General features: G+C 70.6%; 14 protein-coding genes. 3 read left to right on the forward strand and 11 right to left on the reverse strand.

All coding sequences use genetic code 11. The features are described 5' to 3' along the window. The first annotated feature begins 213 nt into the window (after positions 1-213). Entirely contained in the window at positions 214-1,560 is a 1,347-nt protein-coding gene (locus tag ACTMTF_RS17590) for a PucR family transcriptional regulator (RefSeq protein ID WP_441111632.1), read from the forward strand. Here the strand turns inward: ACTMTF_RS17590 and ACTMTF_RS17595 are convergent. The 10 genes from ACTMTF_RS17595 to ACTMTF_RS17640 all read right to left on the reverse strand — a co-directional run bounded on the left by ACTMTF_RS17595 (position 1,550) and on the right by ACTMTF_RS17640 (position 10,980). After that, positions 1,550-2,452 carry a VOC family protein gene (locus tag ACTMTF_RS17595; protein ID WP_441111633.1) on the reverse strand — a complete coding sequence of 301 codons (903 nt, stop codon included), beginning with the start codon at positions 2,450-2,452 and terminating at the stop codon, positions 1,550-1,552. The genes ACTMTF_RS17590 and ACTMTF_RS17595 overlap by 11 nt on opposite strands. Before the next feature lie 79 nt (positions 2,453-2,531). Next, a complete protein-coding gene (locus ACTMTF_RS17600; protein WP_441111634.1) occupies positions 2,532-3,524 on the reverse strand; it encodes a PfkB family carbohydrate kinase in 993 nt (330 codons plus the stop codon). A 22-nt stretch (positions 3,525-3,546) separates the two neighbouring features. Further along, entirely contained in the window at positions 3,547-4,413 is an 867-nt protein-coding gene (purU, locus tag ACTMTF_RS17605) for a formyltetrahydrofolate deformylase (RefSeq protein WP_441111635.1), read from the reverse strand. Continuing rightward, positions 4,410-5,639 carry a methionine adenosyltransferase gene (gene metK, locus ACTMTF_RS17610; protein WP_441111636.1) on the reverse strand — a complete coding sequence of 410 codons (1,230 nt, stop codon included), beginning with the start codon at positions 5,637-5,639 and terminating at the stop codon, positions 4,410-4,412. The genes purU and metK overlap by 4 nt, the downstream gene beginning before the upstream one ends. Continuing rightward, complete coding sequence (locus ACTMTF_RS17615; protein ID WP_441111637.1) at positions 5,636-6,709, reverse strand: hypothetical protein; 1,074 nt, start codon at positions 6,707-6,709, stop codon at positions 5,636-5,638. The genes metK and ACTMTF_RS17615 overlap by 4 nt, the downstream gene beginning before the upstream one ends. Further along, positions 6,709-8,199, reverse strand: a complete 1,491-nt coding sequence (locus ACTMTF_RS17620; protein WP_441111638.1) for a hypothetical protein — start codon at positions 8,197-8,199, stop codon at positions 6,709-6,711. The genes ACTMTF_RS17615 and ACTMTF_RS17620 overlap by 1 nt, the downstream gene beginning before the upstream one ends. Then, entirely contained in the window at positions 8,189-9,154 is a 966-nt protein-coding gene (locus ACTMTF_RS17625) for a methylenetetrahydrofolate reductase (protein ID WP_441111639.1), read from the reverse strand. Before ACTMTF_RS17625 ends, ACTMTF_RS17620 begins: the two co-directional genes overlap by 11 nt. Then, positions 9,151-9,702 (reverse strand): methylenetetrahydrofolate reductase C-terminal domain-containing protein, encoded by a 552-nt coding sequence (locus ACTMTF_RS17630; protein ID WP_441111640.1) that lies wholly within the window; start codon positions 9,700-9,702, stop codon positions 9,151-9,153. The genes ACTMTF_RS17625 and ACTMTF_RS17630 overlap by 4 nt, the downstream gene beginning before the upstream one ends. A 149-nt stretch (positions 9,703-9,851) precedes the next feature. Beyond that, positions 9,852-10,259, reverse strand: coding sequence for a RidA family protein (locus ACTMTF_RS17635; protein WP_441111641.1), 408 nt, complete (start codon positions 10,257-10,259; stop codon positions 9,852-9,854). A gap of 67 nt (positions 10,260-10,326) precedes the next feature. Continuing rightward, positions 10,327-10,980, reverse strand: coding sequence for a class I SAM-dependent methyltransferase (locus ACTMTF_RS17640; RefSeq protein ID WP_441111642.1), 654 nt, complete (start codon positions 10,978-10,980; stop codon positions 10,327-10,329). A 105-nt stretch (positions 10,981-11,085) separates the two neighbouring features. Here ACTMTF_RS17640 and ACTMTF_RS17645 point away from each other — a divergent pair, with 105 nt between their 5' ends. Beyond that, complete coding sequence (locus ACTMTF_RS17645) at positions 11,086-11,643, forward strand: TetR/AcrR family transcriptional regulator (protein WP_441111643.1); 558 nt, start codon at positions 11,086-11,088, stop codon at positions 11,641-11,643. Positions 11,644-11,658: 15 nt separating this feature from the next. On the opposite strand, the gene ACTMTF_RS17650 is transcribed toward ACTMTF_RS17645, so the two are convergent. Next, positions 11,659-12,699 carry a cation diffusion facilitator family transporter gene (locus tag ACTMTF_RS17650; RefSeq protein WP_441111644.1) on the reverse strand — a complete coding sequence of 347 codons (1,041 nt, stop codon included), beginning with the start codon at positions 12,697-12,699 and terminating at the stop codon, positions 11,659-11,661. A gap of 50 nt (positions 12,700-12,749) precedes the next feature. Here ACTMTF_RS17650 and ACTMTF_RS17655 point away from each other — a divergent pair, with 50 nt between their 5' ends. Continuing rightward, entirely contained in the window at positions 12,750-13,106 is a 357-nt protein-coding gene (locus ACTMTF_RS17655; protein ID WP_441111645.1) for an ArsR/SmtB family transcription factor, read from the forward strand. Positions 13,107-13,229 lie beyond the last annotated feature (123 nt).

A 13,229-nucleotide genomic window follows, 5' to 3' on the forward strand; every position in this document is an offset into this window, starting at 1 on the left:
CGTAAATGGGCGGTTTCGGGATCGTTACCGGACACCCGTCGCAAGGCGGTGACCACCCGAAATGCCGTCACGGTCAGACGGCGGCGGGCACAGGTCAGTTACCACGTATAGCCGACAGGACGAGGTAGCACTGTGGGCCACAGCACAGCATGGGGACGTACTCTTTGTCGTCACACACATGGCAACCCCGGCGTTCGACCTTAGGATTCGCTCATGGCCGCAGAGTCACAGTTCACCGGCCTGACCAGTGTCACCAGCGGCTCTACCGAAATCACCCAGGAAAACCGGACTCTCCGCGACCTGGTGGAGATCTACCGCCACCTGTCCGGCCTGGCTCTCCAGGACGCCGACATCGGCACGGTCGCCCATCTCGTCGCCCACCGGACCGACGTGACGGTGGCCGTCATCAGCCAGAAGATGGGCATCCTCGCCGCGGCCTCGCCCGGCGAGAGCGACGAAAGCGCCATCCAGTACGTCCACGACCATCTGATCCACCCCCGGCTGGCGCACATGCTCGCCAACGCCGGCAAGTCCCGCCACCCGCTCCGGCTGCCGGACCCGGCGCGCGGCCGGGCCCGCATCGTGGCCCCGATCCTGGTCGGCGACACCGTGCCCGCCTATCTCGTCTCGCTCGTCGCGGCGGCCCCGGACCAGGGCGAGGACATCGACCTGCTGATCGCCGAGCACGCCGCGACGATCTGCGGGGTGATCCTGGCCCGCGAGCGCGTCATCTTCTCAGCGGCCAGCCAGGTGCGTGACGACCTCGTCGAAGGGCTGCTGTCCGGGTCGGGCCGGGACAACGACGAGGTCGTCCGCTGGGCGCAGCATCTCGGCTACGACACCGAGCGCGACCACCGCGTCCTGTCGATCATCCTCGAACCGCCCGCGGGCGACACCCAGCGCAGCGCCCTGGTCGCCGAACGCGCCGCGGGCGCGACCGCGCGCCTGTTCCTCGCCCAGTCCCCGGACGCGATCACCTCCGTGCGCACGGAGGAGGTGGTCGTGGTGCTGACCGAGAGCACCACGACGGGCTCGACCACGGGCTCATTCACCAGGGCCGAGCAGCTCGGCACCCTGTGCGTGCAACGCCTCGGGGCGCTGTTCCCCGATGTCGGCGTGTCCATCGGCGTCGGCGGCGCGTTCCGCGAACCGGCGCACATCGCCCGCTCGTACGAGGAGGCGCGGCGGACCACCGAGGTGATCCGGCGGCTCGGCCAGCGCGGCGCCGTGGTCGCCTTCGACAAGCTGGGCATCAGCCGCCTGCTGCTCCAGGTGCCCGACATCGAGACGCTGCGCGAGTTCGCCACGGACATCCTCGGCGAGGTGCTGCGCCACGAGAGGAAGCACCACTCGGAGTTCATCGCCACGCTGATGTGCTACTTCCGGGAGAACAACAGCCCGCAACGGGCGTCGAAGCTGCTGCACGTGCATCCCAACACGGTCACCTACCGGATCCACCGGATCGAGGAGATCACCGGCCTGGACCTGAACACCTATCGCGACCGCCTCGCCGCGCAGGTGGCCCTGGAGATCATCGACGCCCTCGACGTCAGCGCTTGACCTCGGGGGAAGGATCGCCCGCCGTCACGACGGCGGCGGCGGAGTAGACGATGCCGGCGCCGGTCGACGAGTCGATGTAACGCGGGATCCAGCTCTCCTCGTCGTCGACCGGGGTCGCACCCCACCCGTAACAGACGTTGAAGCCGGTCGGGGTGTGGACCCGGAACAGGAACATGTTGTCCGACAGCCGGCGTCCGGGGCTGACGAAGGCGTCCATCTCGCTCCTGGCCAGGTCCCAGGCGATCTCCACCTCCTCCAGCGTCGTCGCCTCGATCATCAGGTGTTCGAGCCGGAGGGCGTCGCCCCCTTCGAGCAGGGCGATGCTGTGGTGGCGAGGATTGCACCGGAGGAACCACATCTCGCCGAGGTGCGCGCCGAGGTTGATCGCGTCGGACACCTTCATGCCCATCACGCCGGCGTAGAAGTCGAGCCCCCGCTGGAGGTCCGGCAGCCGCAGCACGACGAAGCCGAGGCCGAGCGCCCCGGTGACCGTCCGCGACGTCGGCCGCCGGCCCTGGTAGGAGCCCGCCGTCTCCTCCTGGCCGACGAAGAACTCGTGCCGCAGGCCGAAGGGGTCGTCGAAGAAGATGAGCCGCTCGACGGAGCGCTCGGCCGCCAGCTGGGCCGAGCCCGCCGTCACCTCGAACCCGGCGGCGGTCAGCTGGGCCGCGACGCCCTCCAGTGACTCCTCGGCGCCGATCTCCCAGCCGAGGTAGAGCAGCCGGTCGGAGTCGCCCGGGTGGATCGCGAGGCGGTGGGACCGGTCGCACCAGCGCACCCGGACCGTGCCGTCCGGCAGCCGGTAGGTCTCGAAGCCGAAGACGCGCGGGCCGAAGCCCAGCCAATCCTCCCCCGACGCGGACCGCACGCCGATGTATCCGATGCTTCGCATGCCGCATCTCCTCGCACTTCGCGGCGCACAGGGTGCGCCACGACAAGAATACGCGGCCGGGGAAACGCGGCACCGCCGCTCAGGTCAGCGCGGCGCGCAGCACCGGCTCGATGTCCGCCGCCGCCTCCTCCCCGTAGGCCTCGCGCAGGCGTGCCACGTCGGTGTCGGCGTCGATGACCCACTCCTGGGCGCCGTTCGTCTCCAGCACCAGCGTGGCGACGAGCGCGCCGAGCTGGGCGGCCCGCTCCAGCCCCAGCCCGCCGTTCCCGCCGGCCAGGAATCCGGCCCGGAACCCGTCGCCGACGCCGGTCGGGTCGGCGATCGTCCGGGCCGGCACCACCCCGACGTGCAGCGCGGTGCCGTCGCGGCCGACGATGTCGACGCCTCGGTCTGACAGGGTGGTCACCCGCAGGCCGACCCGGCCGGTGATCTCGTCGGCGTCCCAGCCGGTCTTGCGGATCAGCAGTTCCAGCTCGTACTCGTTGGTGAACAGGTAGGTGGCGCCGTCGACCAGGGCCCGGCACTGGTCGCCGTCGAGGCGGGGCAGCTGCTGCGACGGGTCCGCGGCGAACGGCACGCCCAGCGACCTGGCCTCCTCGGTCTGCGCCACCATCGCGTCCGGATCGCTCGCGCCGACCAGCACCAGGTCGATGCCGTACCGCTCCACGATGGGGGCGAGTGCGATGTTCTTCGTCTCCGTCATCGCCCCCGGGTAGAAGGACGCGAGCTGGCACTGGTCGTCATCGGTGGTGCAGGTGAAGCGCGGGGTGTGGGCCGACTCCACGGTGAGGACCCCGCCGCAGTCGACGCCGTGCCGTTCGAGGATCGCCCGGTAGTCGGCGAAGTCGGCGCCGACGGCTCCCACGAGCACCGGGCGTTGTCCCAGGACTCCCATGCCGAAGGCGATGTTCGCGCCGACCCCGCCACGGTGGACGACGAGATCGTCGACCAGGAAGCTCAGTGACACCCGGTTGAGCCGGTCGGCCACGAGATGGTCCGCGAAGCGGCCCGGAAAGTGCATCAGGTGGTCGGTGGCGATCGATCCGATCACCGCGGTCGTCCCTGCGGGCACGGTTACTCCTCAGTGGATGTGGTCAGAAGATGATCGTGGTGCGGCCGTTCACCAGGACGCGGTCCTCGCAGTGCCAGGCCACGGCTCTGGCCAGCACGGTCCGCTCGATGTCGGCGCCGCGCCGCGTCAGCTCGCGCACGCTCGCGCGGTGCGAGACCCGGACGACGTCCTGCTCGATGATCGGTCCCTCGTCGAGCTCCTCGGTGGCGTAGTGCGCGCTCGCGCCGATGAGCTTCACGCCACGCTCCTTCGCCTGCTCGTACGGCCCGGCGCCGGCGAAGGCGGGCAGGAAGGAATGGTGGATGTTGATCACCGGTACGCCGATCCGGTCCAGGAAGTCGCCCGAGAGGACCTGCATGTAGCGGGCCAGGACGAGCAGGTCGACCCGGCCCCGCAGGAGGTCGAGCTGGCGCCGCTCGGCCTCCGGTTTGGTCGCCCTGGTCACCGGGACGTGCTCGAACGGCACCCCGAACGCGGCCACCTCGGCGGCGAGGTCCGGATGGTTGGAGACCACCTGGCACACCTCGATGGGCAACTCACCCCGGCGGGCCCGCCACAGCAGATCCAGCAGGCAGTGGTCGTACCGCGACACGAAGAGCGCCACCCGGGTCGGCGCGGAGGCGGCGCGGAAGCGGAAGTCCGCGCCGAGGCGGACCGCGACCTCCTCCCGGAACTCGCGCTCCAGCCGGGGCAGCTCCTTGTCCAGTCCGGGCAGGTGGAACACGACGCGCAGGAAGAACCGGCCGCCGGCGGGCCCGGTGGAGTCCTGGTCGGACTGCACGATGTTGGCTCCACGCCGATACAGGAACGACGAGACGCAGGCGACGATGCCCGGCCGGTCGGTGCAGGACACGACCAGCCGGCCGACGTCGGAGGCCGTTCCGGTCACAGCGTGGCGGGGACGGCGTCGGCGGACAGCGCGGCCGCCCGGCGGAGCACGTCGGCCCGATCGGTCCGCTCCCACGGCAGGTCTAGGTCCGTACGCCCGAAGTGTCCGTAGGCGGCGGTCTGGCTGTAGATGGGGCTGTGCAGTCCGAGATACTTGCGGAACGCGGCGGGGCGCAGGTCGAAGTGCTCGGCCACCAGCGACCGGATCAGCGACCGGCTCACCCGCTCGGTGCCGAACGTCTCGACCAGCACCGAGACCGGCCTGGCCACCCCGATGGCGTACGCGACCTGCACCTCCACCCGGCGGGCGAGGCCGGCGGCGACCACGTTCTTGGCGACGTGACGCGCCGCGTAGGCGGCGGACCTGTCGACCTTGGAGGGGTCCTTGCCGGAGAAGGCGCCGCCGCCGTGCCGGGCGAATCCGCCGTAGGTGTCCACGATGATCTTGCGTCCGGTGAGTCCGGCGTCACCCACCGGGCCGCCGATCACGAACCTGCCGGTGGGGTTGACCAGCAGGCTGCGGTGCAGCGCGTCGGCGTCGTACAGCTCGGCCGGCAGCTCCGGGACGACGACGTGCCGCCAGAGGTCCTCGCGGATCCGCTCCAGCGTCGCCTCCTCGGCGTGCTGGGTCGAGATCAGCACCTGCTCCACGGCGACCGGGACGTCACCCTGGTAGCGCACCGACACCTGGGTCTTGCCGTCCGGGCGCAGGTAGCCGAGCGTCCCGTCCTTGCGCACGGCGGCGAGCCTGCGGGACAGACGGTGCGCCAGCGCGATCGGCATCGGCATGAGCTCGGGCGTCTCGTCGGTGGCGTAGCCGAACATCATGCCCTGGTCACCGGCCCCGGCGCGGTCGAACTCGTCGCCCGAGCGGTCGCTGCGATGCTCGTGCGCCAGGTCGACGCCCTGCGCGATGTCGGGTGACTGCTTGTCGAGCGCCACGAGGACGGCACACGAGTGACCGTCGAAGCCGTAGGCGCCGTCGTCGTAGCCGATCCTGTTGACGGTGTCCCGGACGATCTGCGTGTAGTCGAGCAGCTTCGGCGTGGTGATCTCCCCTGCCAGGACGACCATGCCGGTGGTGATCAGGGTCTCGCAGGCGACCCGGGAGTAGGGATCGAGGGTCAGGGCCGCGTCCAGCACGGCGTCCGAGATCGCGTCGGCGATCTTGTCGGGGTGGCCCTCGGTCACGGACTCTGAGGTGAACACGTAGTCGTCGTCGGTCATTGCGCAGGCTCCTCGTGCGATGGGTTGAGCGGGTTCAGGGGGCGGGCGCCGGTCAGCTCGGACCGCACGGCGGCGGCTCCGGCGACCATGGCCGCGAGCTTGGCCCTGGCGACGGGCGCGGAGACGTTACGCAGCCCGCAGTCGGGGTTGATGACCAGCCGTTCGGCCGGGACGAGGCCGAGCGCGCTGCGGATCCTGGCCGCGACCGCCTCGGGGGTCTCCACGTCGGAGGACTTGACGTCGATGACGCCGAGCCCGATCGTGCGGTCCCAGCCGAACTTGTCGATCACCGGCAGATCCGCGTAGCCCTTGCGCGCGAACTCCAGGACGAGCTGGTCCACCTCGGCGTCGAGCACGGCGGGGAACAGGAAGTCGTAGTGCCCCTCCCACGAGGGGCGCGCGTAGCGGTTGCCGTAACAGACGTGCAGCGCCCAGGTGACGTCGACGCCCTCGGTGACGATGTTGACGGCCTTGATCGCCGTCTCCACCTCGCCGGGGTAGCCGGCCAGGAAGGGCTCGTCGATCTGCAGCAGCCGCGCACCGCGCGCGGCCAGGGCGCGCGCCTCGGCGTTGAGCACGCGCGCGATGGCCAGCACGAGCTCGGCGGGGTCGTCGTACGCCTCGTTCCGCACCCGCCGCGACAGCGAGAACGGCCCGGTGAAGGAGAACTTGACCGGGTCCGAGGTCTGCTCGGCGGTGAAGGAGAAGTCGTCGGCCAGCATCAGCGGCGCCGTGTCCGTGACCGGCAGCCGCTCGGTGACCCTGGCGTCGTAGTAGTCGAAGTAGAAGTCCTTCGACGTCTGCGGGATGTCGATGCCCGGCATCCTGGCGAGGAAGTAGTCGATGTCGTTGTCGCGGCGCAGCTCGCCGTCGGACACGATGTCGATGCCGGCCAGCTCCTGGTCCCGGAGCGCCGCCTTGATCGCCATGTCGTGCAGGTCCCGGAGCTGCGCGTAGCTCATCCGGCCGCGGTAGTAGTCGGTCTTCAATCGTTCCATCCACTCCGGGACGGGGTAGGAGCCGACGACGCTGGTGGGGAGCAGCGGCAGCCCGCTCATCAGGTCGGACATCAGTCCCTCACCTGCGCCGTCATCGTGATGATGTTCCCGCCCACCCGGTGGGCGAAGGGCGCGTAGTGCACGTCGAAGCCGTTGCGCCGGCCCACGTGCGCCAGCAGCGGTCCGTTCACCCAGTTGACGACGGACCCCTCGTATTTGCCGGGGCCCCGGAAGTTGGTCCGGTACGCCTGCACGTCGGTGACGAACAGGTCATGGCAGACGAGCCTGCCGAACGGATGCAGCAGTCTCAGGCTGTCGGCGAAGCTCGCCACCGCCCCGTTGTTGACGTGCATGCGGATGTCGGCGCCGGATTCGAGCAGCGGCCGCAGCAGCTCCCCGCTCATCTCCGGCGCGAGGGCGTAGAGGTCGAGCCCGGCCAGCGGGACGTACCTCTCCTCCAGCCTGACCAGGTCCCACACCGCCCGCCAGAAGGCGACGGCGGCGTCCACGTCGGCGAACCGGGCCGGATCGGCCTCGGCCAGCAGCCCCGGCCCGAGCCGCAGCAGCTTGTGCACCAGAGCCGGCAGCTCGGCCACCGTGACCCCTGCCGACTCGGCGAGCCCGGCCACGCCGGCGTCGTCGAGGTAGGCGCGGACCTGCACGCAGTAGGTCCGCCCGCCCAGCTGGGCGACCTCGTCGGTCGGCAGGTTGTCGTAGACGTTGGAGACGTAGACGAGGAAGACCTTGTACTTCAGGAAGCCGAGCGAGGTGCACGGCGCCGTGGCGTCCAGCGCGAACGAGCTGATCCGCGCCCGGTGCTCGCCCACCGCCTCGCGGGCCAGGTCGAGCACATGCTGGGAGTAGTCGCACATCATGTAGTGCAGGCGCCGGTAGTAGTCGCGCCCGTGCTCGGCGTCGAGGGCGCGGAACTCGTCCAGGAAGACCTTCGCCTGGCTGCCGTTGCCCACCCCGAGCTCGACGACGTAGAGCTCCTCGGGCAGGGCGTCGCCGTCGGCCAGCGCGTCCCAGACCTCGAAGAGGTCACGGATCACGTCCCGCGCGGCGTCGTGGTTGTTCGCGTCGCTCTCCCCGCCCGGCAGCGCCTGCTCGTATCCCCGGCCGGTGGACTTCTCCCAGAGGTCCAGGTCCTTCCAGTAGCGGGCGTTGAACTCCCAGACGCAGCTGCCGCTGCCCGGCCCCCAGTCCTCCAGCGGGACCCGGCCGCTGTCCCGCTCCCGCCGCAGGGCGGCGGTGACCTCCTCAAGGGACATGCCGGCACTGCGTCGTACGTCGACCGCGATCTCGATGGCGTCGTCCCGGACGCCCAGGGGCACGATGGCGGGGCCGGGTCCCGCGCTCAGTTGGGGGCACAGCAGGATCGGCCTGACGTCGACCACCTCGCGGAAGTTCGACTTGTACTGGACCCAGTCGCACACGAGCCGGACCTTGCCGAGGTCCGTGGAGACCTCCCGCAACGCCTCGACGACGGGCGCGAGCGAGGTCATGAGGTCCAGGGGACTCGTACCGCTGAGTTTGGCGTGGGGCCGGAAGTCAACGAGCATGACCGATGCCCTCCATGGGGTGGTGGCGGTTGTGGTCGGGAAGCGCGGCCGGCGGCCGGGGGATGCCGGCCCGCCGCAGGATGTCGGGCACGCCGTGCTCGAAGCCGAGCGCCATGAGATGGACGCCCGCGACACCGGGGATCGTGGCGAGCCGCTGCACGGCCTCCACGCACATCTGGATCCCCTCCTCGGCGACCCGGTCGGCGGGGACCCCGCGCAACCTCCGGTCGACCTCGTCGGGAACGTGCACGCCGGGCACGGCGGTGCGCATGTACTCCAGGGCACGCAGCGAGCGGATGGGGCCGACGCCGGCGATGACCTTGCAGTGGTCGGTCACGCCGAGATCCCGCAGGCCCGCCATCCAGCGCTCGAACACCTCGAAGTCGAACACGTACTGCGTCTGGACGAACTCCGCGCCCGCGCTCACCTTCTTCGCCAGCCGGCGGGCCCGGAACTTCAGCGGAGGCGCGAACGGGTTCTCCACCGTGCCGATCAGCCAGGCCGGGCGGGCGGAGACGGCCTTGCCGGAGATGAGCACGCCGTCGTCCCGCAGGGTGCGCGCGGTCCAGACGAGCTGCACCCCGTCGAGATCGAAGACCGGCTTGGCCTCGGGATGGTCGCCGAACCGGGGATGGTCGCCGGTCAGCAGCAGCACGTTCGGGATGCCGAGGGCGCCCGCCGCGAGCAGGTCCGACTGCAGGGCCATGCGGTTACGGTCGCGGCAGGTCAGCTGCATCACCGGCTCGACGCCGGCGCGCTGGGCGAGCAGGCTGCCGGCCAGGCTCGACATCCGGACGTTCGCCCCCTGGTTGTCGGTGACGTTCGCGGCGTCGACCCAGCCGCGCAGCAGGTCCGCCTTACGCGTGACCGCCTCCGCGTCGGCCCCTCTGGGCGGCCCGATCTCGGCGGTGACGGCGAACCTGCCGGCCTCGAACGCGGCACGCAGCCCGTTCATCGCGGACTCAACCCCAGCTCGCGTCGCAGCAACGGGCGGGGATCGTCCTCGCCGTACGCCACCCCCAGCCCGTCGTCACGCCCCTGCCAGTAGTTCACCCACGAGCTGCGGTCCCATTCGCGGTGATCGACCGGGCGCTGCAGCAGATCGAGGTCGGCGCCGTGCCCCGCGCCCTGGGCCCGCTCGATCGCGGTCACCCAGACGCAGACCAGATCGGGATGCACCTCACAGCGGCCGTCGGCCGCCACGCCGCCGCAGGGGCCGTTGCGCAGCTGCTTCGGGCAGGTCATCGGGCAGGTGTAGCCGGTGTCGGGCAGCGCGCACTGGCCGCACATGCGGCATCCGTACAGCTGCTCCTTCGCCACCCGCTCCACCCGGGTGAACCACCGGTAGGCCGGCCGCCTGCGTTCGAGCCAGGCCGCGAGCCTCCGGTACAGGGGGTTGGCGGCGAGGACACGGTGCAGGCCGTAACTGAGCCGAGCCCCGACCCGGGGGACCACGGGGCGAGGCCAACCGCCACCGCCCGCACGCTGCTCGCCGAAGCCCACGATCACTCCCTCTGGCTGAACGGCTCACCGTCGATGCCGATGAATGTCGTTCAACCGCTGAGATCGAGGCTGCCAGAGCGCTCAACGCGTGTCTTAGGCCCGCGCACCAACGCTGAGGGGCCGTTCATTGTGACGACCCACAGGGCGGCTCAGGAGTCGAGCACCGCGGCGACGGCCTCGATCTCGACGAGCTGGTCGTCGTAGCCGAGCACGGTGACGCCCAGCAGAGTGCTCGGTACGTCATGCTCACCGAACGAATCCCGGACCACCTCCCAGGCGGCCACCAGGTCCTCGCGCCGGGTGGACGCGACGAGCACCCTCGTGCTGATGACGTCCGGCAGCGATGCGCCCGCGTCGGCGAGGGCCACCCGCATGTTCTCGACGGCCTTGGCGGCCTGACCCGCGTAGTCCCCGACCGCCGCCGTCGAGCCGTCCTCGTTCAGCGGGCACGCGCCGGCGAGGAAGATGAGCCGCGACTCGGCAGGCGCCGTGGCCGCGTAGGCGTACTCGGCGGCGGACAGAGAGGCTGAGCGGATCAAGGTGATGGTGCGCGACATGATGCCTCGGTCCCTTTCCCATCAGGGGTGTGGACTGCCAGCTTCCCATCAACGCCGGTAGGGCTGATCAAGAGGCAGGGCGCGAGCACCGTACGTAGGAGAGCATGACCGGCAGGTCGCCCTCGTCCTCTACCTGGAACCCGGCCTGCGGGAGCAGGTCGCCGAGCAGCTCTTGCGGGCTGTGCCGCATCGCCGGGCCCGCCAGCATCGCGACCAGGTGGGCGAGCAGCGGCTGGGCCGGCGGCCGGAACTCGGCGATCAGCAGCCGGCCGCCCGGCCGGAGCACCCGGAACATCTCCCGCACGGCGGTGCCGCGCTCGGCCGCCGGCATGTGGTGGACGGCCAGGCTGGAGACCACCACGTCGTAGCCGGCGTCAGGAAGATCGAGCGCCTGGCCCGCGCCTACCTGGTAGGTGCAGTTGCCCGGGGCGCGGCGCCGGGCGTAGTCGATCACGGGCGCCGACGGGTCGACGCCGGTCACCTGCCCGGCCGGGCCGATGAGAGGGGCCAGGATCCGGGTGAGGTAGCCGGTGCCGCAGCCGACGTCGAGCACCCGGTCACCCGGCCGGGCTCCGGACAGGGCGGCCATCCGGGTGAAGATCTCGCGCCGCCGTCCGAAGAATCCGGCCTCGGCCGCGAACTCGTAGAGGCGAGGGCGATCGATCGTCCCTCCCTCGTCGGCGTGCTCGGCATGATCGTGCAGCAGTCTGCCCAGTCCCATCGCATCTCCTTTTCCGGAACACTCTGTTCAGTTATGTATGGTGTGTTCGCCAGGATCAATCAGCAGTTCCGACCCGCTGTGCGTTACCGAACAGGGAGCGGCGCATTGCCCGGAAACGTGGACAGGCGGGTGCGGCGCACCCGGCAGGCGATCAAGCGTGCCCTGGTGGAGCTGATCCTGGAGAAGGGCTACGAGTCGGTGACCGTCACCGACCTCATCGACCGGGCCGACGTCGGCCGCTCGACCTTCTACGCGCACTTCGACGGCAAGCAGGAGGTGCTGTTCGCCAACCTGGACGAGATCACCTTTCTGCGCCCCGCGGCGAGCGCCGACGGCCCGCTGTTCGCCTTCAGCCCGGCGATGTTCGAGCATGTGCGGGAGCAGCGCAGGCTGGTGCGGGCGTTGATCGGGCGGCGCAGCGGCCGGGCGGTGATGGCCCACGGCGAGCGCCTGCTGCACGCCCTCGTCCGTGACGAACTGCTCGCACGGGGCGCGCGTGCGTCGACCTCGCTCGACCTCGTGGTGACCTGTGTCGTCGGGGCGCTCATGGCCTTACTGACCCGATGGGCGGACGGGGAGATCACCGCCACCCCGGCCGAGCTGGACCTGGCCTTTCGCACGGCGGTGGCTCCCGGCGTGGAGGCGGTCCTGGCCCAGGTGTGACACCCGGGCGCCCGGCTACCGGTGGGTGAACAGAACGGCGTGGTGATCGGCGCCGGCCGGGCCGTCGGGGTCCGCGTGCACCGTGGCGGCCCGCAGTCGCGGCAGATCGTGGATCAGCCGATGCTCGGCCGCCACCGCCACCGCGTGCGCTTCGATGAGCGACATGTCGTGCCGTACCGCTATCTCGACCTCGGCGCGCAGCGTGTGACCGATCCAGCGCAACCTGACCGCCCCGACGCGCTCGACCCCGGGCACGCCGGCCAGGATGCGTTCGGCCTGCGCGATCAGCTTGGGGTCCACCGCGTCCATGAGCCGGTGGTAGATCTCCCGGGCGGCGTCGCGCAGCACGAACAGGATGGCGACCGTGATCAGCAGGCCCACGATCGGGTCGGTGAGCGGGAGCCCGAGCGCGGCGCCCCCGGCGCTCAGCAGCACAGCCAGCGAGGTGAACCCATCGGTCCTGGCGTGCAGGCCGTCGGCCACCAGCGCGGCCGAGCCGATCTCGCGCCCCACCCTGATCCGATAGCGGGCCACCCACTCGTTACCGAGGAAACCGATCACCCCGGCCGCGGCCACCAGGCCGAGCGCCCGGATGTCCTCCGGGTCGATCAGCCGTTGTACGGCCTCGTAGCCGGCCAGGCCCGCCGAAGCGGCGATCAAGAGCACGATGACGACCCCGGCCAGGTCCTCGGCCCTGCCGTAGCCGTAGGTGAACCGGCGGGTGGCCGCCCGCCGGCCGAGCGAGAAGGCGATGGCCAGAGGGACGGCCGTCAGCGCGTCGGCGAAGTTGTGCAGGGTGTCGCCGAGCAGCGCCACCGAGCCGGACACGGCCACGACGGCCGCCTGGGCCACGGCGGTCACCATGAGCACGGCGAACGAGATGGCCAGCACCCGCATGCCACGGCTGCTGGACTCCAACGCGGTGTCGGTCTTGTCGGCACTGTCATGACTGTGCGGGGTGATGGCGTGGCCGACCCTCGCCAGCAGCCGCCTGAGCCCGTGGCTGTGTTGATGTCCGTGTCCGTGGCCGTGTCGTGGAGGATCCTGATGCGCCATTCGGTGTGCCTCGCTTGCCGCTGACCTCTTTGGGTGGATTATATGTAGTCATGTACGCACGCGACAACGAATCAGGTACGACCCCTTCGCAGGAGCAACCGACAAGCGCGCAGGTACAGACCGCTGTCGACGCCTTCCGCATGCTCAGCGACGCCACCCGGCTGCGGCTGATGTGGCTGCTGTCCACCGGCGAGTACGACGTCAGCTCCCTCGCCACGGCGATCGGGACGGCCCGCCCCTCGGTCTCCCAGCATCTGGCCAAGCTGAGACTCGCCGGACTGGTGCAGACCCGCCGCGAGGGCCGCCGGGTGCTGTACCGGGCCAGGGACGCGCACGTCCGAGCCGTGATCAACGAGGCCCTTTCCCACGCCGACCATGAGGTCTCCGGCATCCCCCGGCACGACTGACCCGCCCCCGTCACAGCCCCGCGGTGCGCTGCCGGACCTCCCGGCGGACTTCTTCGACGGATGGCGGTGACCCCCTGAGCCCTTGACGATCTCCCCTTCTTCTCTTTAGTCTCAAAATGGTTA

Source organism: Nonomuraea sp. ZG12 (assembly GCF_052068115.1).
Classification (GTDB): domain Bacteria; phylum Actinomycetota; class Actinomycetes; order Streptosporangiales; family Streptosporangiaceae; genus Nonomuraea.

Coding starts and splice junctions, on each gene's coding strand:
- ACTMTF_RS17590 (WP_441111632.1), top strand. CDS start 214: ATGGCCGCAGAGTCACAGTTCACCGGCCTGACCAGTGTCACCAGCGGC.
- ACTMTF_RS17595 (WP_441111633.1), bottom strand. CDS start 2,452: ATGCGAAGCATCGGATACATCGGCGTGCGGTCCGCGTCGGGGGAGGAT.
- metK (WP_441111636.1), bottom strand. CDS start 5,639: ATGACCGACGACGACTACGTGTTCACCTCAGAGTCCGTGACCGAGGGC.
- ACTMTF_RS17615 (WP_441111637.1), bottom strand. CDS start 6,709: ATGTCCGACCTGATGAGCGGGCTGCCGCTGCTCCCCACCAGCGTCGTC.
- ACTMTF_RS17620 (WP_441111638.1), bottom strand. CDS start 8,199: ATGCTCGTTGACTTCCGGCCCCACGCCAAACTCAGCGGTACGAGTCCC.
- ACTMTF_RS17625 (WP_441111639.1), bottom strand. CDS start 9,154: ATGAACGGGCTGCGTGCCGCGTTCGAGGCCGGCAGGTTCGCCGTCACC.
- ACTMTF_RS17635 (WP_441111641.1), bottom strand. CDS start 10,259: ATGTCGCGCACCATCACCTTGATCCGCTCAGCCTCTCTGTCCGCCGCC.
- ACTMTF_RS17640 (WP_441111642.1), bottom strand. CDS start 10,980: ATGGGACTGGGCAGACTGCTGCACGATCATGCCGAGCACGCCGACGAG.
- ACTMTF_RS17650 (WP_441111644.1), bottom strand. CDS start 12,699: ATGGCGCATCAGGATCCTCCACGACACGGCCACGGACACGGACATCAA.
- ACTMTF_RS17655 (WP_441111645.1), top strand. CDS start 12,750: ATGTACGCACGCGACAACGAATCAGGTACGACCCCTTCGCAGGAGCAA.